The organism is Nocardia yunnanensis (assembly GCF_003626895.1).
GTDB classification, from domain to species: domain Bacteria; phylum Actinomycetota; class Actinomycetes; order Mycobacteriales; family Mycobacteriaceae; genus Nocardia; species Nocardia yunnanensis.
Map to the genome: position 1 here is coordinate 5,309,435 of NZ_CP032568.1, position 21,806 is coordinate 5,331,240.

Sequence of the window (21,806 nt, forward strand, 5' to 3'; positions counted from 1 at the left end):
AATTCAGAGATAACGGACATAACGCCAGCCTGTCCGGTCGTGGCGAACTCCGCCGATTCCGAGTCGAGGCCGGGTGTTTCGTCCGGTCCGCCCGCGGGCGATCATGAGGTATGACCCACGTCACGGACAGCCCCCGGACACTGTTGCGCACCTGCCCGCTCTGCGAAGCGGTGTGCGGCCTCGAGCTCACCCTGGACAGCGACGACCGCATCACCTCGGTGCGCGGCGATCAGGCGGACCCCTTCAGCCGGGGCTTCCTGTGCCCCAAGGGCGCGACCCTCGGCCATCTCGACGGTGATCCGGATCGGCTGACCGGGCCCATGATTCGCGACCGCGCCACCGGCGCCTGGCGAACGGTCGAGTGGGACGAGGCGTTCACGGTGATCCGGGAGCGGCTGCCGCGGATCACCGCCGCGCACGGCAATCAGGCGGTCGGGCTGTACCTGGGGAATCCGAACGCCCACACCGTCGCCGGGGCGCTGTACGCGCCGCTGCTGATCCGCGCGCTGGGCACCCGCAATCTGTTCTCCGCCAGCACCGCCGACCAGATGCCCAAGCAGGTGTCGAGCGGGCTGCTGTTCGGCGACCCGCTCACCGTGCCGGTCCCGGACCTGGACCGCACCGACTATCTGCTGATGCTGGGCGCGAACCCGCTGGAATCCAATGGATCACTGTGCACCGCACCGGATTTCCCGGGCCGGTTGAAGGCGCTGCGCAAGCGCGGCGGCCGGCTGGTGGTGGTGGATCCGCGGCGCACCCGCACCGCCAAGCTGGCCGACGAGCATCTGTTCGTGCGGCCCGGCAGTGACGCCTACCTGCTGTTCGGCATCGTGCACACGCTGTTCGCGGAGAACCTGGTGACGGTCCGGGTGGAGGTGAACGGGTTGGACGACGTACGCGCCGCGGCGGCCGAGTTCACCCCCGATCTGGCGGCGGCGCGCAGCGGGGTGGCCGCCGAGACCATCGTGCGGATCGCGCGGGAGCTGGCCGCCGCGCCCACCGCCGCCGTGTACGCCCGAATCGGTACGTGCACCGCGGAATTCGGGACGCTCACCCAGTGGCTGGTGGACGTGATCAACGTGCTCACCGGCAACCTGGACACACCCGGCGGGGCGATGTTCGCGACCGGGGCGGCGCTGGGCATCGTGCGGTCGCGGCCGTTCCGGACCGGGCGCTGGGGCAGCCGGGTGCGCGGATTGCCCGAGGCCATGGGCGAATTGCCGGTCGCCACGCTCGCCGACGAGATCCGCACGCCCGGCGACGGGCAGATCCGGGCCATGGTGACGGTGGCCGGCAATCCGGTGCTGTCGGCGCCCAGCGGGGCGCGCCTGGACGAGGCGTTCGCGGGACTGGAGTTCATGGTCAGCGTGGACCGCTACCTCAACGAGACCACCCGGCACGCGGATGTCATTCTGCCGCCGCCGCGGATTCTGCAGTCGCCGCACTACGATTTCGCGCTGCTCAACTTCGCCGTGCACAACTACGCGCGGTACTCGCGGCCGCTGGTGCCGCTGGGCGCGGGCGAGATGTCGGAGGCGGAGGTGCTGGCGCGGCTGGCGCTGGCCGTCTCCGGGCAAGAACCCCGCTCCGCCTCCCCGCGCTTGCCGGGGCTGGATCCGCTCACGGTGGTCGACGAGATCGTCATCGCGGGCACCCTGCACAAGGCCGGGATGGCGGATAGGCGCGGCGAGCTGCGCGGCACGGACACCACCGAGCAGCGCCTGGACCTGATGCTGCGCCTGGGCCCCTTCGGCGAGTGGGCGTCGGAACCCGAGGCGGGCAGCGACTGGCGCGGCAAGCTGAACTTGCAAGTGCTGCTGGACAATCCGCACGGCATCGATCTGGGCCCGCTGGAGCCGCGGCTGCCGGGCGTGCTGCGCACCGCCTCCCGCAAGGTGGAGCTGGCGCCCGCCGAGATGCTGGCCGATCTGGCCCGGCTGCGCGCGCGGGCGCGGGCCGAGCAGCCGGAGCTGGTGCTGGTCGGGCGGCGGCAGCTGCGCTCCAACAACAGCTGGCTGCACAATGTGCCGCCCCTGGTCGGCGGGTCGAATCGCTGCACGCTGCACATTCATCCGGACGACGCGGCCCGGCTGGGGCTCGACGGGCTGGCGGTGGTGAAGTCGGCGGCGGGCACGGTGACGGTGGAACTGGAACCGACCGAGGACATCATGCCGGGCGTGGTGAGCCTGCCGCACGGCTGGGGACACGGCGACAGCACGCAGACGGTGGCGCGGGCGCACGCGGGCGTGAACGCCAATGTGTTGACCGATGATTCGCTGGTGGATGTGCCGTCCGGGAATGCCGTCTTCAATGGCGTGCCGGTGACGCTCACGCGCGCGTGAGAAGGCGGTCGAATTCCCCGATGATTAAAGACCTTTCGGTATTTAGGTTTCGAGTACCGAAGATCGCCGCCACCTAGGGGGATGACGGCCGTGCCGCGCGGGATGAAACTCCGCAAAATGGACAAAGCAGGAATGCGAAATCCTCGCGCCCCGTGGGGATCTCGCAGACCCGCGCCCCGGTACCGCCAGTAGCATCCCCGCAGCTAAGGGACGAAGGTCCCTTGTGAACACTTCCGTCCGGGAGGATCCTCGCTCGGGAAGGTTTGTCCGGCAGCCATCGTGAAAGTCCTCACCAGGACCGATCCGCCGGTTCACGCATTCGCCCCACGAAAATAGTTCAACCGTATAGGATTTCGGATGGCCGAAGCTCGTGGCCGAGCCTCTTTCATCCGGTATTCAGCTACCAAAGGCGGCGCACGATGCCAGGTATCAGAAACGGCAGCGACGGCGAACGGGAACTGCAGGAGCGTTACGCGACCGAGGAACGGGCACAGCGCTTCTACGACGATCAAGTGCGGGATCGCCTCAATGCCCACATGATCGATTTCATCCGCCGGATGGATATGGCGTTCATCGCGACCTCCGACAAGCACGGCGAATGCGATGCCAGCTTCCGCGCCGGCAAGCCCGGCTTCCTGCACGTGATCGACGATCACACCGTGGCGTATCCGGAGTATCGCGGCAATGGCGTCATGGCCAGCCTCGGCAACATTCTCGAAAACCCCCACGTGGGGATTCTCATGATCGATTTCGTGCACGACCTGATCGGGCTGCACGTCAACGGCACCGCGCGCATCGTCGACGACGCGCTGATGCGCCGCTGCGTGCCCGACCTGCCCGCCGACACCCGCGGCCGGATTCCGGAACGCTGGGTGGTGGTCGATGTGGAAGAGGCCTATATCCACTGCCGCAAGCACATTCCGCATCTGGTGCCGGCCCAGCGCGAGTTGCGCCAGTGGGGCACCGACAATGTGCGCGCCAAGGGCGGTGACTACTTCCGGGCCAAGGAAGAGAACAACGCCCTCGTCGAATCCTGAAGAGCGGTCGAATCCCGAACCGCGCCTACTTGATCTTGAAGATCACCGCGCGCTGCACGATGAAGTTGATCACGGTGGCCGTGCCCTGCGCCACGCAGAACGCGAAGAACATCCGCCACCACGCGTCCGGCAGCGCGTAATAGCAGACCTGATTGATGCCGACCTGCAGCGCGAAGGTCAGCGCGTACAGCGCGATCACCGCGACGAACCGCTTGCGGCTCGGTTCCGCCTTGAAGGTCCAGCGGCGATTGATCAGATAGGCCGTGGTCGTGCCCGCGATGAAGCTGATCGACTTGGCCACCGGCAGCGGCAATCCGACCAGCTGGAACAGCAGCGTGTACAGCCCGAAGTCGACGATGGCGGACAGGCCGCCGGTCACCGCGAATCGAATGATCTGCGTCTTGAGATCAACGTCCGTACCGCCCGGTTCGTCGACGAGGGGCAGCTCGGGCGGGAGGGGCAGATGGGGTTCCGCGGTCACAAGGCAGAAGAGTAATGCCCGGGACATAGGACACAAGCCTCGAGACGGTAATCCCCTGTAGCCTCTATGCCGATGTCCACGAAAGCTCAGACCACCACCGCGGCCGCCTCGGAGTCCAGCTCCGCGGGTGCGAGCCCGGTCGTCGGCAAAGAAAAAGAGGGCACCGCGCAGCAGGCGTCGTTCGACCTGCCGACGCAGACCCGGCGCTTGACCGGTTGGGGGCGCACCGCGGCGACCTCCTCGGAAGTGCTCTCCACCAGTGACCCGGAGCTGATCGCCAAGGCGGTCGCCATGGTCGCGGAGGACAACGACGCCAAGCCCGCGCACCTGCGCCGCGGTGTCATCGCGCGCGGCCTGGGCCGCTCCTACGGCGATCACGCGCAGAACGCGGGCGGCCTGGTCGTCGACATGACCGCGCTCAACCGCATTCACCGCATCGACCGGGACTCCCGGCTGGTGGACGTGGACGCGGGCGTGTCCCTGGACCAGCTGATGAAGGCGGCGCTGCCGTTCGGCCTGTGGGTTCCGGTGCTGCCGGGCACCCGGCAGGTGACCGTGGGCGGGGCCATCGGCTCCGACATCCACGGCAAGAACCACCACAGCGCGGGCAGCTTCGGCAATCACGTGCGGTCCATCGAGCTGCTCACCGCCGACGGCAAGGTGCAGCACATCGGGCCGAAGAAGAACGCGAAGCTGTTCTGGGCCACCGTCGGCGGCAACGGCCTGACCGGCATCATCCTGCGCGCCACCATCGAGATGACGCCGACCGAGACGGCGTACTTCATCTCCGACGGCATCAAGACCTCCGGCCTGGACGAGACCATCGCGGTCCACAAGGACGGCTCCGAAGAGAACTACACCTACTCCTCCACCTGGTTCGACGCCATCAGCGCGCCGCCGAAGCTGGGGCGCGCCAACGTGTCTCGCGGACGGCTGGCGAAACTCGATGAGCTGCCGAAGAAGCTGCGTAAGAATCCGCTGAAGTTCGATGCGCCGAATCTGCTGACGGTGCCGGACATCTTCCCGAATTTCGCGGCGAACAAGTTCACGCTGGGGATGGTCGGCGAGGCGTACTACGCGCTCGGCGGCAATTACACCGGCAAGGTCATGAACTTGACGCAGTTCTACCACATGCTCGACGTGGTCTCGGAGTGGAATCGAGCCTATGGCTCGGCCGGTTTCATCCAGTACCAGTTCGTGCTGCCGCCCGAGGCGCTCGATGAATTCACCAAGATCATCGTGGATATCCAGCGGTCCGGGCACTACACCGCGCTCAATGTGCTGAAGTTCTTCGGTCCGGGCAACCCGGCGCCGCTGAGCTTCCCCATGGAGGGCTGGAACATCTGCGTGGACTTCCCCGTCCGCCCGGGTCTCAACGATTTCGTGCGCGAACTGGACCGGCGCGTCCTGGAATTCGGCGGTCGCCTCTACACTGCCAAGGATTCGCGCACCGACGCGGAGACCTTCCACAAGATGTACCCGCGGATCGACGAGTGGATCAAGATCCGCCGAAGTGTCGATCCCACAGGCGTTTTCATGTCCGATATGGCGAGAAGGCTGGAGCTTCAGTGATCAATGCGGTAGGGAACCCGCAATCCATTCTGCTGCTGGGCGGCACCTCGGAGATCGGCTTGGCGATCTGCGCCGAGTACCTGAAGAAGGGTCCCGCGCGCATCATCCTGGCCGCTCTGCCGGGCGATCCGCTGCGTGAGGACGCGGTCGCGCAGATGAAGTCGGCCGGCGCCTCCGAGGTGCAGGTCATCGACTTCGACGCGCTCGACACCGACAGCCACCCGGCCGTGATCGACGCGGCCTGGGCCGGCGGTGACGTGGACGTGGCCATTGTCGCGTTCGGCATCGACGGCGACGGCGAGATCTTCTGGCAGGACCAGCGCAAGGCCGTCATGATGGCCGGGATCAACTACACTGCGGCCGTGTCGGTCGGCGTGCTGCTCGGCGAGAAGATGAAGGCGCAGGGCTTCGGCCGGATCCTGGCCATGTCCTCGGTCGCCGGGGAGCGGGTGCGGCGCTTCAACTTCGTCTACGGGTCCACCAAGGCGGGCCTGGACGGGTTTTATCTGGGTCTCGGGGAGGCGCTGGCCAAGTTCGGGCCGCGCGTCACCGTCATCCGCCCGGGCATGGTGCGCACCAAGCTCTCCGCGCACGCCAAGGAGAACGGGCTGACCGTGAACAAGGAGGACGTGGCGGTCCTCGCGGTCGCGGCCTCCGAGAAGGGCAAGGAAATCGTCTGGGCGCCGGGCACTTTCCGATACGTCATGATGATCCTGCGCCACGTCCCGCGCCCGATCTTCCGCAAGCTCCCGATCTGACGGGGGCAACCCCCGATAGCCATAACGCGCGGCGCCGCTCCGATAGCAGGGGGCGGCGCTGTTCGCTATCCGAGGGACGCGATGATCGTGTCGAGATCGGAAAGCTTTGGCTGCCAGCCTAGTTCGGCAACCGCACGGGCGGCGTCGGCGATCAGGATCTGCGGCTCGAGCGCGGGCGGGTTGTGCACCAACGGGACTCGCCGGCCCGTGACGTGCTCTACGGCCGCCACGACATCCAGAATGCTTGTCCCCCGGCCGCTTCCGAGGTTGTAGCGGGCGAAGCCGCCCGGCTCGGGCATCCGCTCCACGGCCGCGACGAACGCGGCGGCGGCGTCGTCCACGTGCAGATAATCGCGCACCGCGCTCCCGTCACCGTTCACCGCGAGCGGCGTACCGGTCCGCGCCGCCGCGAGCACCCGTGGAATCAGCCGGGTCGGGTCTCGGTCGTCTCCCCCGGCCAGATTCGGCAGCCGCAGCACGAGGGCACCGAGCGCCCCGCCGCGCGCCTGCGCCTCGACCACGGCTTCGGCCGCGACCTTGCTGCTCGCATAGGGATGCGGCGGCGCGACGGGCAGGTCCTCGGTCATCGGCTGCCGATCCGGCGAGCCGTAGACCGCACAGGTGGAGGAGAACACCAGACCGCGCACCCCGGCCTCGGCCATGGCTTCCAGCAGGGTGACGGTGCCGCCGACATTCACCCGGAAATAGCGCAGCGGCTCGTCGAAGGATTCGCGCGCGCGAGTCAGTCCGGCCAGATGACAGACGACGTCGACGTCGGTCACCGCCCGCCGCAGTCCTTCGGCATCGAGTAGGTCCGCCGCCCGGACCTCGACGTCCGCGGCGGCCACCGAACCACCCGGCCTGATCAATGCGACCGGTTGGTGGCCCGCAGCGCCCAGCGCCCGCACGACCGCGCCACCGAGGTAACCGGCGGCGCCGGTCACCAGCACCCGCAGCGCCGCCGCGTCCGAGCCGTTGATCATTTCCGAAGGCTACCGCCGGGGCGATCGCGGCCGTCACGGACAGCTGTCGCCCGGTCAGGCCCGGCGAAGTGTTCGGGGGCGGCGCACTGGCTAGGCTGACGCGCGGTCCATGGACACGAATGCGGAGGCAGGGTGCGGATGAGCGAGCGGGCGAGCGGGCGGGTGACGCTGATGGCACGGCAGGCCGGCGGGGCGATCGGCGAAGCGGTGCTCGCGGCGGTGGTCGCGGCGGTCGTGGCCGCGATCGGGCTGAAGGCCTTCGCGACCGTGCACTGGCCCGCGTTCAACTCCTCCAACGTGACCCGCTCACTGACCACCGTCGGGCAGGTGGTGGCGCTGGCCATGCTGGTGGCGGCGGTGGTGCTGTTGCGTCTGCACAAGTGGGGATGGCTGGCGAAACTGCTGTCGTGGGGCGGGATTTCGGCGTTCGTGACGGTGACGCTGGGGATGCCGCTGGCGGCGACCAAGCTGTATCTGTTCGGGATGTCGGTGGATCAGGAGTTCCGGACGCAGTATCTGACGCGGCTGACCGACAGTGCGGCGCTGCACGATATGAACTACATCGACCTGCCGCCGTTCTATCCGGCGGGCTGGTTCTGGCTCGGTGGACGGTTCGCGAGCCTGACCGGCATGGCCGGGTGGGAAGCGTTCAAGCCGTACGCGATCATCGGGCTGGCGGTCGCGGCGGTGGTCGCACTCGTATTGTGGTCCAACCTGATTCGCGCCGATTGGGCCGTCGCGGTGGCTGCGGCGACGACGGCGGTCACGCTGGCCTACGGCGCGCCGGAGGCGTACAGCGCGGTGCTGACGCTGCTGTTCGGGCCCGCCCTGCTGCTGGCCTGGGGCGCACTGCATCGGCCCGCCGAATCGGATGCCACCGAACCCACTGCCGGGGGTTGGGGCGCGGTACTGGGCGCGGGGCTGTTCCTCGGGCTCGCTGCCACGTTCTACAGCCTGTATTTCGGTGTGGCCGTCTTCGCGGTGTGCCTGATGGCGGTGGTCGCGGCAGGACTCGCGATCCGCGCCCGGCGCAGTTGGCGGTCGGCGCTGCCGATCCTGGTGCGGCTCATCGCAATCGGCGCGATCGCCGGTCTGCTGGCCTTGACGGTGTGGCTGCCGTTCCTGCTGAAGTTCTTGTCCGGCAAGGCGTCCCTGGGTTCGGGGTCGGCGTTCCACTATCTGCCCGAGTCGGGTTCGCGCCTGCCGCTGCCCATGACCGAGTTCGACCTGCTCGGCGTCTTCTGCCTGGCCGGAACCATCTGGCTGGTCCTGCGGGCCGGCAGCTCGCGGCGCGCACAGGCGCTGGGTATCGGTGTCGTGGCCATCTATCTCTGGTGCCTGCTGTCCATGCTGGCGACCGCCGCGGGCACTACGCTCCTGGCCTTCCGGCTCGAGTCTCCGCTGAAGGCATTGCTCGCGGCGGCGGGGGTGTTCGGGTTCGCGGAGGGTGCGCGAGCGGTCTACCGGGCGCTGAACGAGCCCGGCCGGTTCCGGATCGCGGCGGCGGCGGTGGCGCTCGCGGGGGCGATCGGATTCAGCCAGGGCATTCCGAATGTGCTCGCGGCGGAGATCACCACCGCCTACACCGACACCGACGGCAACGGCAACCGCGCGGACACCCGGGCGCCGTCGGCGGTGGCGCGCTACCGGGAGATCGACGCGAAACTGCTGGAGCAGACGGGTCGTCCGCGGGATCGGACCGTGGTGCTGACCGCGGACACCAGCTTCCTCGCGGTGTACCCCTACTACGGATTCCAGGCGCTCACTTCGCATTACGCGAATCCGCTGGCCGATTTCGCGGCCCGCACCGCCGAGATCCAGCGCTGGAGCGCCCTGAAGACGCCGGCGGAACTGACCGACGCCCTGAATCATTGCCGCTGGCGGGCCCCGGATGCCTTCCTGTTCCGCAACTCCGGCGATCAGTACACGCTGCGCCTGTCGCGGGACGTGTATCCCAACGATCCGAACGTGCAGCGATTCACGGTGGCGTTCCCCAAGTCGCTGTTCGACGACGCCCACTACCGGATCACCGATATCGGCCCGTTCACCCTCGTGGTGCGAGTCTGAACAAAACAACGAGACAAGCGTCACTTATACACAGAAAACGGTCGAATTCTGTGGATAGCCGCTCGTTTCTGTGGATAACCGCGCGACTTGCCAGTGCGATCTCAGCCGTACCCGGTAGCGTGGGCCGCTGATTGCAAGGCACCAAGGAGTTAGCGCGTGGCACTGGGGTGGGTAGACGACCAGGGGGTTGACGACAGTTCGGCGGTGGCGGTTCTCGACCGCCCCGCCCCACAGGCGCCGCCCCCCAAGCTCACTCGGCCCCGGCGGGTGGCGCGCCGCCTCCGGCTCGCCCGCGCGGATCTGATCGCGGCGACGGCGTACCTGTCGCTGGCGGTGCTGGTGCTGTCGGGTCAGTGGCTGGATCCCCACCGCGGCTATCTGATCAAGAGCGGCCAGGACCAGACCATGTGGGAATGGTTCTTCGCCGTCACCGCGCACAATGTGGCGCACCTGGAGAATCCGCTCGGCACGCTGCTGCAGAACTACCCCGACGGCGTGAACATGATGGCCAACACCGCCATGTTCGGTGTCGGCGTGCCGCTCACCCCGGTCACCCTGCTGTTCGGCCCGACCGTCACCTTCGTGCTGGTGCTCACCCTGGGCCTGTTCGGCACCGCCTTCGCCTGGTACTGGCTGTTCTCGCGGGAGGTCGTGGCCTCGAGATTCGCGGCGGCCGTGGGCGGTCTGCTGTGCGGCTTCGCGCCGGCCATGATCTCGCACGCCAACGCGCACCCGAATTTCGTTGTGCTGGCCCTGCTTCCGCTGATCGCGCTGCAGCTGATCCGGATGACCCGCCGCGCCGGACTGGCCAAGGAACTGCGCCGGGCGCGGCGCAATCGCGACGCCGTCGTCCTCGGCCTGCTGGTCGCCTTGCAGATCGCGCTGGGCGAGGAGCCGCTGCTCATCTTCGCGCTGTCCTTCGGGCTTTTCGCGCTCGTCTACTACCTGCACACGCCGAAGACGGGCCTGCGCGCGCTGCGGGCCGTGACCCCGACGGTGTTGATCGCGGGTCTGATCACGCTGGCGCTCACCGAGATTCCGCTGTGGTGGCAGTTCTTCGGCCCGCAGTCCTACCGCAGCATCGACCACGGGACGATGCAGAACGATCTCAAGGCGCTGTTCCAGTTCCCGTCGGAATCGCTGGGCGGCATGGTGGCGCACGGCCAGAACGTGGCCATCAATCCCACCGAGGAGAACTCGTATTTCGGCTGGCCGCTGTGGATCGTGGTCACGGTGGCCACGGTGCTCATGTGGCGGGAGCGGGTGGTGCGCGCGGCCGCCACGGTGATCGTGGTGTTCTCGGTGCTGTCGCTGGGCGCGACGCTCATGATCGGCAAGCACGACACCGGCATCGCCCTGCCGTGGAAGCGGCTCGAGAACGTGGCGCTGCTGGACACGGTGCTGGAGTCGCGCTTCACCATGGCCGCCATCCCGGCCATCGCGTTGATCCTGGCGCTGGCCACCCAGCGGGCGCTGGACTACTGGAAGGTGTCGGCGACCGATTGGCGACCGCTGGCCCTGTTCGCCGCGCTGATCTTCGCGCTGCTGCCGCTCACCCCGACCATTCTGCCGGTGGTGCAGCGGCCGGCCACCCCGCAGTTCTTCACCGACGGCACGGTGCGCCAGTATGTTTCGGGCGGCTCGGTGGTGATCGCTCCGCCGCCGACCCCGCCGGATGCGCGCGCACTGCGCTGGCAGGTCGATTCCGGTTTCGAGTTCCCGCTCGCCGGAGGCTATTTCGTCGGCCCGACCGGCAGCGACAAGAAGGGCCGCTACGGCCCCGACGACCGGCCCACCGCGAGCCTGCTGATGAAGGCGCAGCGCGCCAACACGATTCCGGTGGTGGACGACGCCGCCCGCGCCCAGGCGCTGGCCGATCTGCGCTACTGGCATGCCGATGTCGTGGTGCTGCCGCCCACCGACAATGGCGACACCCTGCGGTTGACCGTGGATCGGCTGGTCGGCTTCCCCGCGAAATACGTTGACGGCGTGTGGCTCTGGGATGTGCGTGATCTGGTCCGGTCGTGATCTGCCCGGTCAGCTCAGCTTGTGGTAGGTGACGAAACCGCTGACCGACAGCGCGCGGGTGATCACCCCGTTGCTGAGCACCAGTTCGTGCGTGCCCTGCACCTGACATCCGCTGCCACCGCCGCTGACCGTGCCCTGGCCGAGCGTGATGTCGCCGGCGCTGGGCACCCCGAGCAGCCGGTAGTCGAAGACGCACAGCACCTGCCCGCCGCTGAAGATCGTCGAGGTCACCACCGCCTGGTTCAGCTCGCCCTGGCGGATGGTCAGGCGGTAGGCGTTGGCGTTGGAATCGCTGGATCCCGACCATTCGCCGACGAAGTCGGCCGGCACCCGGCCCGCCGGGGTCGCGGGCGGTGTCGTGGCGGAGGCGACGGTGACCGTCGGCAGCACCGTGGCGACCGTCGGCACCGCCGCGGACAGCGGTGCGCCGCTGGGGTTTCCGTGGCTTTCCACCTTCGCGACCGTCCACACCCCGCCGCCGCCGATCACCGCGGCCGCGAGCACCGCGAACAATCCGATCAGGATGCCGCGATTGGTGTCCGAGCGGCCGCGCACCGGATCGGGGGCGCGATGCCGGACCGGCGCACCGTCCTCGGCGGGCGCGTAGCCCGGCCCGTACACCACGCCGTAGGGCGAGGGATCGGTGTGGTAGTGCCCCGGACCGAGCACGGTCGGATCGGTACGGGGAGAACGCAATACGGTCGGATCGGTGCGCGGCGAACGCGTCGCCGCCGGATCGGTGAGGTAGCCGATCGCCGGGGTGTCGACCGAGGTCGCGGTGGTGGGCCGCCGCCACGCCTCCCGCACCGCGTCCGCGAACTCGGTGCAGCTGCCGAATCTTTCGTCCGGATGTTTGGCCAGCGCCCGATCGAAGAGGGCGTCGAAGCTCGCCGGCAGGTCCGGGCGCACCTGGGTGACATGCAGCGGCGGGGTGCTGGTGTGCGCGTAGATCAATCCCGCCAGGTCGTTGGCCAAAAACGGCCGGGTTCCGGTGAGCAGCACGAAAAGCGTGCACGCCAAGGAGTATTGGTCGGTGCGCGGATCCAGGAAGCGGCCCGACACCTGCTCGGGTGAGGCGAAGGCGAAGGTGGCGGAGATATCGCCGGTCTTGGTGACGTGGGTGGTCTCGTCGCGCAGGCGGGCAATGCCGAAATCGGTCAGCAGCGCGCGTTCCGGGCGGCCGTCCTCGGCCGGGGAGAGCATGATGTTCGACGGTTTGACGTCGCGATGCAGGACGCCCTTGCTGTGCGCGTAGTCCAGCGCGGCGGCGATACCGCCGCCGATGCGCAGGGCCCGCTCCGGCGACAGCCCCGAAAGATCGTCCGCGGCCGGGCCTTCCACGTACTGCATGGCGATCCACAGGCGGCCGTCGTCCAGGCCCCGGTCGTAGACGGTGACGATGTTCGGATGGTCGAAGCGGGCGGTGATGTCGGCCTCGCGTTCGAAGCGCCGCCAGCCCTCGGCGTCGGCGTTCACCTCGTCGCGATTGAACACCTTGACCGCGGCCAGGCGCGGTAGCCGCGGATGGCGGGCCGCGTAGACCGTGCCCGATCCCCCCGCTCCGATCCAGCACTCGATGACGTATCCGGCGATCTCCTCACCCGGCTTCAAATCGGACATGGTCGCGCACCTACCTACTTCAGGGGAGCCCTTTCGAGCCAGTCGGTCAGGAGGCTGTTCACGGTGTGCCCAGGCCAGTGCAGCACCATGACGAAGCGGGAGCGGGGATCGCCGTCGGGGAAGGAGACGGCCGCCAGCGTGCGATGCGCGTCGGTGTCCACGGTGACGCCCGGGTCCACGGCGGCCGCGGTGGTGACCGTCAGCGTGCCCGCCACATCCTGATGGCTCACGGCGGTGACGTGACCGTTGTCGCCGAAGAACAGCTGGGCCACCGATTGCCCGGGGCGCGTGTCGAAGTCGAGGACGTCGAAGTGGACCTGCCCGGTGGTGTCGTCGGCATTGCAGCGCACCCGATGCGCGCCCTGCGCCGGCTCGCCCGCGCCGGGATCCACCGCGCGGCACAGCCCGCCCTGCCAGCCGACGGCCGTGCCGGTGGAGGCGAGCCGGCCGACCAGGCTGGGGAAGGCGCTGGCGATGGCGGCGTCGTCGCGACCCCAGGACGAGGTCACGGCGTCGGCATTGCTGTACGTGATCAGCCCGCTCACATCGGTTTTGCGGCTGACGCGGCCGTCCGGCAGCAGGGTGAGCGTGGTGGGGCCGTTGGCCTTGCAGGCATTGGCCGGTTCCCGGACCACGATCTCGGAGGTGCCGACGATGAGCCGGTCCCCGTCCCCGGGCACCTCGTCGAGCGGCGCGGAGAACTCGCAGTGGAACGGAGTTCCGTTGGGCAGCACGCCATCCACGCGATTGGACAGCACCGGATCGCCGAGCTTGGCCTGCTGCACGGTCAGCCGGTAGTTGGTCTGGCCCTCGGTCGCCAGCCAGGTGCCGACGAATCGGTCCGGGACCAGGCCGCCGGCGGCGGGCGCGGGAACCGGGCCGCCGCCGCTCTGATGGAAGGCGAAGCCGATGCCCGCCGCCACCACGGCGGCGACGGCCACCGGGATGAGAGTGCGGCGGTGGAACACGGCTCGCCACAGCGGTTTCCGGGCGCGGCCCGCGCGCCGGGCGGCGACGGGGCGCGACAGCAGCCGGGCCGGAGCGGTGAGGGCGAGGGCCGGATCGGAGTAGTAGGCCTGGGTGGCGGCCTCGGCGAAATCGGCGCAGCTGTCGAAGCGGTCCTCGGGGTTCTTGGCCATGGCCCGTTCGAAGACCGCGTCCAGGGCGGGCGGCAGGTCCGGGTTCACCTCGCTGACCGGTAGCGGCCGCTCCTGGGTGTGGGCGTGCACCCAGCTCAGGGGATTGTCGGCGCGGAACGGGCGGTGATCGGTGAGCAACACGAAAAGCGTGCAGGCCAAGGAGTATTGATCCGACTTCGGACCGACCGGTTTGCCGCTGACCTGTTCGGGAGACGCGAAAGCGAAAGTCGCGGAGATGTTTCCGGTGTGGGTGAACTTGGTGGTCTCGTCGCGCAACCGGGCGATGCCGAAATCGGTGAGCAGGGCACGTTCGGGGCGGCCGTTGTCGGGGGCGGCGATGAGGATGTTGGAGGGCTTCACATCACGGTGCAGCACGCCCTTGCCGTGCGCGTAGTCGAGGGCGGCGGCGATCTCGGTGGCGATGCGCAAACCGCGGTCGGGCGAGACATCGTGCAGCTCAGCGGCATCCACGCCGTCGACGAACTGCATGGAGATCCAGAACAGGTCGTCGGCCGCGCCGCGATCGTAGACCTGCACGATATTGGGGTGGTCGAAGTGCGCCGCGATATCCGCTTCGCGCTCGAAACGCCGCCAGCCGTCCTCGACGTCGGCGACATCGTCGCGCTTCAAGATCTTCAAGGCCGTGAGGCGCGGCAATCTGGGGTGCCGCGCCGCGTAGACGACGCCCGACCCCCCGGCACCGATTCGCCGCGCGATCACATACCCGGCGATGACTTCGCCGGGTCGCAGCTCGGTGATCATGCTCCCTCTTTACGTTCCGGCCCGGCCCCACGCCCAGTTCGGATATACAACCATCCTGACGGACATCCGCCGATTCGGCTACAGCGCAGCGCCTCCGAGCGACATCGAGGGGGTCCGGTGGCCGGGCCCCCGGACCCCCACTAGGCACAATGCTGGTAGATGTGCGGCCGGGCTCGAGGCTGTCGATAGAGTCGGTGTCCGTGCGCGCAGACACCCGAGCGTTTCACCGCATCCGACTCGTCGCCCTGATCTCCGGGTTGTTGGGATTCCTGCTGGCGGTGATCACGCCGATCCTGCCGGTCAATCAGGATCGGCCGACATTGCATTGGCCCCAAGGGGATAGGGCGAATGTCGATGCCCCGTTGGTGTCGTATGTCCCGTTGAGCCTGGATGTCAGTTTGCCGTGCCAGGCTTTGCGGGAGCTGCCGAGCGGGACGGTGTTCTCGACGGCGTCGGAGGGGTCGGGGCAGGCCGAGTCCAAGGGCCTGGTCGCCAAGGTGACCGACGAGCCCGAGAAGGGGCGCACGCTGTCGGTGCTGGTGCGGCTGATTCCGCTGCTGTCGGCGCCGGTGGCGGAGGTTCAGGACTGCTCGGCGATCACCGTGCATTCGGATGCCGCGCAGACGCGGGTGGAGTTCGTCGGGGTGCAGCGCAAGGACGGGACGCCGTTCACCGGCCAGGTGGGGGGTGACACCCGGCCGCAGGTGGTGGGGTTGTTCACCGATCTGAAGCGGGATCAGCTCGGGAACGCCGCCGCCACCGTGCATATCGACGCGCGTTTCACCTCCAGCCCGAGCTGGATGAAGCGGCTCGCCACGATCGGCGCGGTCGTGTTCACGCTGCTGGCCCTGTACGCGCTGCATCTGCTCGACACCTCCGACGGGCGCAAGACCCGCCGCTTCCTGCCCGCGCACTGGTTCCGGGTGCGGCTCGCCGACGTCGCCGTGGTCGGCACGCTGCTGGTGTGGCATGTCATCGGCGCGAACACCTCCGATGACGGCTACATCCTCAATATGGCTCGGGCCTCGAAGGTTTCGGGCTACATGGCCAACTACTACCGCTGGTTCGGGGTCGCCGAGGCGCCGTTCGGCTGGCCGTACGAGGTGCTGGCCTGGATGACCCGGGTCAGCGACTCCAGCCCGTGGATGCGGCTGCCCGCCCTGCTGGCCGGGATCGCGTGCTGGCTGGTGATCAGCCGGGAGGTGCTGCCCCGCTTGGGTTCCCGGGTGCGGCGCGACAGCATCGCCGTCTGGACCGCCGGACTGGTGTTCCTGGCCGCCTGGATGCCCTACGACAACGGCCTGCGACCCGAACCGCTCATCGCCGCGGGCGCGCTGCTGACCTGGTGCTCGGTCGAAAGGGCCATTGCCACCGGACGTCTGCTGCCCGCCGCCGTGGGCGTGCTGATCGCGGCCTTCTCGCTGGCGGCCGGTCCGACCGGGTTGATCTGCATCGCGGCGCTCATCGCGGGCGCGCGGCCGGTGCTCATGATCATCGTCAAGCGCGCCAAGGACGGTAGGGACAGCGCCGAAGGCGGCTCGTGGCTGCTGCGCTACGGCGCGCTGCTGGCGCCGGGCGTGGCGGCCGGAACCCTGGTGCTGGTGGTGGTTTTCGGCGACCAGACCCTCGCCTCGGTCATGGAGGCCACCCGGGTGCGCACCCTGATCGGCCCCAATGTGGCCTGGTTCGACGAGCGCACCCGCTGGGATTCGCTGCTCATGCTCTCCCCCGACGGCTCCCTCGCCCGCCGGTTCGGCATTCTCGCCATGCTGCTGTGCCTGGGCGTGTGCGTGATGGTGATGCTGCGTAAGAACGGCCGTATCCCGGGCACGTCGCGCGGGCCGTCGGCGCGCATTCTGGGCATCATCTTCATGTCGCTGTTCCTCATGATGTTCACGCCCACCAAGTGGACCCACCACTTCGGCGTGTATGCCGGGCTCGCCGGTTCGGTGGCGGCGCTGACGTCGGTGGCGGTGGGCGTCAACGGGATTCGCTCGCCCCGCAACCGGACGCTGTTCACCGCGGCGGTGTTCTTCCTGCTGGCCATCACCTTCACCGGACCCAACGGCTGGTGGTACGTGTCCAGCTACGGCGTGCCCTGGTTCGACAAGGCCCCGCTCATCGCGGGCAAGGGGTTCTCCACGCTGTTCCTGGGCCTGGCGGTGCTGTGCCTGCTGATCGCGGCCTACCAGCACTTCCGGGAGCCGTACACGACGGCGAAACCGGTGCGCGGGTTCGACAGGTTCGCGAGCATGCCGCTCACCGTCGCCGCCGTCGCGCTGGTGCTGTTCGAGGTGCTGTCGCTGGCCAAGGCCGCCGTCGGCCAGTACCCGGCCTACTCGATCGCCGAATCGAATCTGCGTGCCCTGAAGGGCGATTCGTGCGCGCTGGCCAACGAGGTGCTGGTGGAAACCGACACCGCCGCCTCGCTGCTGCACCCGTGGACCGGATCCGACGCGGACGGACTGGCCGCCGAGAACACCGGATTCACCCCCAACGGCGTCGCCGCCGACCTCACCGCCGATGCGGAGGAGACCGTTACCGGCGGCGCCAACTCGGTGAACGAGAAGTCCGGCAACAAGACCTCCAAGACCACCGGCGCGGGCACCGGCGGCGGCAAGAGCGAGGAGGTCGGGATCAATGGCAGCTCGATCGCGCTGCCGTTCGGGCTGGACCCGGCCAAGACCCCGATCATGGGCAGTTACACCGATGGCGAGCAGCAGGTTTCGAAGCTCACCACGCAGTGGTACAACGCCGAGCAGCTCGGCCGGGTGCGCGATGACCCCGCCTACCGGGTGCTGGTGATCACCGCGGCCGGTCGCATCAAGTCCTTCGACAAGGACGGGGTGGAGACCTACGGGCAGGATCTGGTCGTCGAGTACGGCACCCGCGATGCCCAGGGCGATGTCACGAACACCGGCCAGATCCGGCCGATCGATATCGGGCCGAGCCCGTCCTGGCGCAATCTGCGCGTCCCGCTGGACCAGATTCCCGCCGGGGCCAATGCGATTCGCCTGGTACTCAACGACGCCGACATCACCCCGCGCCAGTGGCTGGCCGTCACCCCGCCGCGCCTGCCGCGGCTGACGACCCTGAATTCCCTTGTCGGCGATCAGGCCCCGGTCCTGGAGGACTGGCACGTCGGCCTGGCCTTCCCGTGCCAGCGCCCCTTCGACCACCACGACGGTGTCGCCGAAGTGCCGCGGTGGCGCATTCTGCCCGACCGGGTCGGCCAGGACGCCTCCAATGCCTGGCAGGACGATATCGGCGGCGGTCCACTGGGCTGGACAGGTTTGCTGCTGAAATCCGAGACCCGCCCGACCTACCTGAACCACGACTGGCGGCGCGATTGGGGCTCGCTCGAGCAGTACACCCCCTATGTGCCGGACGCGAACCCGACGCCGACCCTGGACGTGACGGTGCAAACCTGCTCCGGCCTGGCCAAGGACGATCCGATCAAGGTCAAGTAGCAGTCGCCGGACGCCCGCTCGAAGCACCGCTTCGGGCGGGCGTTTTCGTCGATCTCGAGCATGCGTGTCGCATCGCCGTAGTGAACAGCGCCACTCTCAGTGAGTACCTATACGATCAGCAACCGTGCCAGACGCCTCCGCTGTACTGACAAAGCCGAATTCGTCGGCTGACGCACCCGCGACGCCGCGAGATTTCCGGATCGCGAAGCTCATCGCCATCGTCGCGGGCCTGCTCGGCGCGCTGTTCGCGCTGGCGACCCCGTTCCTGCCGGTACAGCAGACCCAGGCCGAGGTGAGCTGGCCGCAGGGCAACTCGCTCGATCCGGTGCAGGCGGCCCTGGTGTCGCAGGTGCCGATCGACGTGAACGTCAGCATCCCGTGCGCCGCGGTCGGGCAACTCGACCCGCGCGGCGGCATCCTGTTGGCAACCGCGCCGCCCCAGGGCAAAGGCGCGGACCTGGAAGCCATGTTCATCCGCGTGTCCAGCGACAGCGTGGACGTGCTGGACCGGAATGCCGTGGTGGCCAGCGCCACCCGGGCCGAGATGAACGAATGCTCCAGGATCGTCATCAGCTCCGACGACAAGCAGACCTCCGCGAGCTTCGAGGGCGTCACCCGCAGCGTCGAGAAGCCGACCGCCGACGGCGGCCGCGAGCTGATCACCGTGCCGGTCGAGGGCAAGCTGCTCGGTGATCTGCGCCCGCAGGTGGTGGGCGTCTTCACCGATATGAAAGGCGCGGTCCCCGAGGGCCTTTCGTTCCACATGACGGTGGACTCCCGCTTCTCGTCCTCGCCGACGCTGATCAAGCTGGTGGCGATCGTCGCCGCCGTGCTGCTGACCCTGCTGGCCATGGGCGCGCTCGCGGTGCTCGACACCAGCGACGGCCGCGGCCACCGCCGCATCCTGCCCGCGCACTGGCTGAAGCCGACCTGGGCCGACGGCGGCATCATCGGCACCCTGCTGCTGTGGCATTTCGTGGGCGCCAACACCTCCGACGACGGCTACATCCTGACCATGGTGCGCGCCGCGCCGCACGCCGGATACCTGGCCAACTACTTCCGCTGGTTCGGCGTGCCGGAAGCGCCGTTCGGCTGGTACTACTACGTCATCCAGGTCTTCGCCGAGATCTCCACCGCCAGCCCCTGGGTGCGAATTCCCGCGCTGCTGTGCGGAATCCTGTGCTGGCTGGTGATCAGCCGCGAGGTGGTGCCGCGACTGGGCAACGCCGTCGCCAAATCCAATGTGGCGCTGTGGACCGGCGGCCTGGTGTTCCTGGCCTTCTGGCTGCCCTACGACAACGGCCTGCGCTCGGAACCGATCGTCGCGCTGGGCGCGCTGCTGACCTGGGTGTCCATCGAACGGGCCATCGCCACCTCACGCCTGCTGCCCGCCGCGGTCGCGGTGCTGGTGGCGGCGTTCACGCTGGCGGCCGCGCCGACCGGTCTGATGTGCGTGGCGGCCCTGCTCGCCGGCATCCGGCCGCTGGTGCGGATCGCGGTGCGCCGCCGCCGGCAGTTCGGTGACGTCGCCCTGCTGGCGCCCATCGCGGCGGCCGGATTCCTGGTCCTGGTGGCGGTTTTCGCCGACCAGACCTTCGCCGGGATCATGGAGGCCAACCGGGTGCGGCAGGTGACCGGGCCGAATCTGGCCTGGTACGAGGACTATCTGCGCTACTACTACCTGTTCGTCGAGACCGTCGACGGCTCGCTGGCGCGCCGGTTCGCGTTCCTGCTCATGATCCTGTGCCTGATCACCACCATGCTGGTGCTGCTGCGCCGGCGGCAGGTGCCCGGCATCGCGAGCGCGCCCACCTGGCGGCTCATGGGCGTGGTCTTCGGAACCATCTTCTTCATGATGTTCAACCCGACCAAGTGGACCCACCACTTCGGTTCGTACGCCGGCATCGCGGGTTCGCTGGCCGCGGTGACGGCGGTGGCGGTGTCGGCCACCGCGCTGCGGTCACGCAAGAACCGGTCGGTGTTCCTGGCCGGGCTGCTGTTCACCCTGGCCGTCGCCTTCTCGGGCATCAACGGCTACTGGTACGTGTCCAGCTACGGGGTGCCGTGGTTCGACAAGCGGGTATCGCTGCACGGCTTCCAGTCCAACACCTTCATGCTCATGCTCTTCGGCCTGGCGCTGGCCGTGGTGGCCTGGCAGTCGCTGCGCGAGGGCTACGCCAAACCGCTGGAGAACGGGAAGACCAAGCGCGGCAGACGGATTCGCAAGTTCGCGGCCGTCCCGCTGACCGTGGTCGCGGCGCTCATGGTGGGTTTCGAGGTGCTGTCGCTGGTCAAGGGCGCGGTCACGCAGTACCCCGCGTACTCGCTGGCCCGGTCCAACTTCGACGCGGTGAGCGGCAAGACCTGCGGGCTGGCCAACGATGTGCTGGTGGAGCCGAATGTCAACGACGGCAACCTGACCCCGATCATCGACCCCGCGCATCCGCCGGCCAATGGCGATCCGCTGGCCGGGGAGAACCCGAAGGGCTTCGGCCCCAACGGCGTCGCCGACAAACTGGACGCCGACAGCGTCGAGGTGAAGCCGGGCACCGGCAACACCTCCACCCAGACCGTCGGCCCGGCCTTCGAGAAGGGTCAGAACGCGGGCACCGGCGGCGGCAAGGGCGCGGAGGGCGTCAACGGTTCCACCGTGGCGCTGCCGTTCGGCCTGAACCCGGCCACCACCCCGGTGATGGGCAGCTACCAGGACGGCGTGCAGCAGCCCGCGGAGCTCACCTCCAGCTGGTACGAGCTGCCCGCGCGCTCGGACGACACCCCGCTGATCGTCATCTCGGCGGCCGGGCGCGTGATGTCCTTCGACGACACCGGCAATATGACCTACGGGCAGGACATCTTCCTGAAGTACGGGCATCACAACCCGGACGGCAGCGTCACCGAACTGGGTCAGTACCGGCCGCTCGACATCGGCCCGGCCCCCTCGTGGCGCAACCTGCGCATCCCGCGGTCGGCGCTGCCCGCCGACGCCGACGCCGTGCGCATCTACGCCCGCGACCCGATCCTGATCGGCGATCAGTGGCTGGCCTTCACCCCGCCGCGGGTGCCGAAGCTGGTGTCGCTCAACAGCTATCTGGGCTCCACCCAGCCGATTCTGCTGGACTGGGCGGTGGGACTGCAGTTCCCGTGCCAGCACCCGTTCGATCATCGCGACGGCGTGGTCGACGCGGCCCCGAAGTACCGCGTCCTGCCCGACCGGCCGCTGGCCATCAGCTCCACCAACACCTGGCAGGCCGAGGAGTTCGGCGGTCCGCTGGGCTGGGCGGAGATGCTGTCGTCCTCCAAGACGGTCCCGACCTATCTGAAGGACAACTACGCCCGCGACTGGGGCTCGCTGGAACAGTACGACCCGTACTACCCGGATCCGTCGGATGCGACGAAGTTCCCCAAACCCGCCCAGATCGACACCCACCAGGTGACGCGTTCCGGGTTCTGGTCGCCGGGGAAGATGCGCGTGTTCTGATCCGGAACAAGAGGTAACCGGTGGCCGCCCGCGACTGACCCGCCTCTCCGGGACTTCAGCGGGCGGCCG

The 21,806-nt window shown here is 68.6% G+C and carries 12 protein-coding genes; 8 read left to right on the top strand and 4 right to left on the bottom strand.

Annotation, left to right across the window (positions count from 1 at the left end; genetic code table 11):
• Window positions 1-110 precede the first annotated feature (110 nt).
• On the top strand, window positions 111-2,342 hold the full coding sequence (locus D7D52_RS25040; protein WP_120740150.1) for a molybdopterin oxidoreductase family protein: 2,232 nt from the start codon (window positions 111-113) through the stop codon (window positions 2,340-2,342).
• A gap of 419 nt (window positions 2,343-2,761) precedes the next feature.
• Entirely contained in the window at window positions 2,762-3,379 is a 618-nt protein-coding gene (locus tag D7D52_RS25045) for a pyridoxamine 5'-phosphate oxidase family protein (RefSeq protein WP_120740152.1), read from the top strand.
• Between the two features lie 25 nt (window positions 3,380-3,404).
• On the opposite strand, the gene D7D52_RS25050 is transcribed toward D7D52_RS25045, so the two are convergent.
• Window positions 3,405-3,887 carry a GtrA family protein gene (locus tag D7D52_RS25050; protein ID WP_120740154.1) on the bottom strand — a complete coding sequence of 161 codons (483 nt, stop codon included), beginning with the start codon at window positions 3,885-3,887 and terminating at the stop codon, window positions 3,405-3,407.
• A gap of 45 nt (window positions 3,888-3,932) precedes the next feature.
• On the opposite strand from D7D52_RS25050, the gene dprE1 reads away from it, so the two are divergent.
• Window positions 3,933-5,432 (top strand): decaprenylphosphoryl-beta-D-ribose oxidase, encoded by a 1,500-nt coding sequence (dprE1, locus tag D7D52_RS25055; protein WP_425464563.1) that lies wholly within the window; start codon window positions 3,933-3,935, stop codon window positions 5,430-5,432.
• On the top strand, window positions 5,429-6,190 hold the full coding sequence (dprE2, locus tag D7D52_RS25060) for a decaprenylphospho-beta-D-erythro-pentofuranosid-2-ulose 2-reductase (RefSeq protein ID WP_120740158.1): 762 nt from the start codon (window positions 5,429-5,431) through the stop codon (window positions 6,188-6,190). Before dprE1 ends, dprE2 begins: the two co-directional genes overlap by 4 nt.
• A 65-nt stretch (window positions 6,191-6,255) precedes the next feature.
• Here dprE2 and D7D52_RS25065 read toward each other — a convergent pair whose 3' ends face one another.
• Window positions 6,256-7,173, bottom strand: coding sequence for an NAD-dependent epimerase/dehydratase family protein (locus D7D52_RS25065; RefSeq protein ID WP_222932670.1), 918 nt, complete (start codon window positions 7,171-7,173; stop codon window positions 6,256-6,258).
• 138 nt (window positions 7,174-7,311) lie between these two features.
• Between D7D52_RS25065 and D7D52_RS25070 the strand changes: the two genes are divergently transcribed.
• The gene (locus tag D7D52_RS25070; protein ID WP_425464564.1) at window positions 7,312-9,240 is read left to right on the top strand and encodes a galactan 5-O-arabinofuranosyltransferase; all 1,929 of its coding nucleotides are present in this window, start codon (window positions 7,312-7,314) and stop codon (window positions 9,238-9,240) included.
• 204 nt (window positions 9,241-9,444) lie between these two features.
• Window positions 9,445-11,268: a glycosyltransferase family protein gene (locus D7D52_RS25075; protein WP_246023279.1), complete on the top strand. Its 1,824-nt coding sequence runs from the start codon at window positions 9,445-9,447 to the stop codon at window positions 11,266-11,268.
• 9 nt (window positions 11,269-11,277) lie between these two features.
• Here the strand turns inward: D7D52_RS25075 and D7D52_RS38760 are convergent, their stop codons facing one another.
• Both D7D52_RS38760 and D7D52_RS25085 read right to left on the bottom strand, forming a co-directional pair.
• Window positions 11,278-12,888 carry a serine/threonine-protein kinase gene (locus tag D7D52_RS38760; RefSeq protein WP_120740162.1) on the bottom strand — a complete coding sequence of 537 codons (1,611 nt, stop codon included), beginning with the start codon at window positions 12,886-12,888 and terminating at the stop codon, window positions 11,278-11,280.
• Between the two features lie 14 nt (window positions 12,889-12,902).
• On the bottom strand, window positions 12,903-14,789 hold the full coding sequence (locus tag D7D52_RS25085) for a serine/threonine-protein kinase (RefSeq protein ID WP_120740164.1): 1,887 nt from the start codon (window positions 14,787-14,789) through the stop codon (window positions 12,903-12,905).
• A gap of 149 nt (window positions 14,790-14,938) precedes the next feature.
• Between D7D52_RS25085 and D7D52_RS25090 the strand changes: the two genes are divergently transcribed.
• Window positions 14,939-18,259, top strand: a complete 3,321-nt coding sequence (locus D7D52_RS25090) for an arabinosyltransferase domain-containing protein (RefSeq protein WP_120740166.1) — start codon at window positions 14,939-14,941, stop codon at window positions 18,257-18,259.
• A gap of 124 nt (window positions 18,260-18,383) precedes the next feature.
• Window positions 18,384-21,737, top strand: a complete 3,354-nt coding sequence (locus tag D7D52_RS25095; RefSeq protein WP_120740168.1) for an arabinosyltransferase domain-containing protein — start codon at window positions 18,384-18,386, stop codon at window positions 21,735-21,737.
• The last annotated feature ends 69 nt before the right edge of the window (window positions 21,738-21,806 follow it).

Coding starts and splice junctions, on each gene's coding strand:
- D7D52_RS25040 (WP_120740150.1), top strand. CDS start 111: ATGACCCACGTCACGGACAGCCCCCGGACACTGTTGCGCACCTGCCCG.
- D7D52_RS25045 (WP_120740152.1), top strand. CDS start 2,762: ATGCCAGGTATCAGAAACGGCAGCGACGGCGAACGGGAACTGCAGGAG.
- D7D52_RS25050 (WP_120740154.1), bottom strand. CDS start 3,887: ATGTCCCGGGCATTACTCTTCTGCCTTGTGACCGCGGAACCCCATCTG.
- dprE1 (WP_425464563.1), top strand. CDS start 3,933: ATGTCCACGAAAGCTCAGACCACCACCGCGGCCGCCTCGGAGTCCAGC.
- D7D52_RS25065 (WP_222932670.1), bottom strand. CDS start 7,173: ATGATCAACGGCTCGGACGCGGCGGCGCTGCGGGTGCTGGTGACCGGC.
- D7D52_RS25070 (WP_425464564.1), top strand. CDS start 7,312: ATGAGCGAGCGGGCGAGCGGGCGGGTGACGCTGATGGCACGGCAGGCC.
- D7D52_RS38760 (WP_120740162.1), bottom strand. CDS start 12,888: ATGTCCGATTTGAAGCCGGGTGAGGAGATCGCCGGATACGTCATCGAG.
- D7D52_RS25085 (WP_120740164.1), bottom strand. CDS start 14,789: ATGATCACCGAGCTGCGACCCGGCGAAGTCATCGCCGGGTATGTGATC.
- D7D52_RS25090 (WP_120740166.1), top strand. CDS start 14,939: ATGCTGGTAGATGTGCGGCCGGGCTCGAGGCTGTCGATAGAGTCGGTG.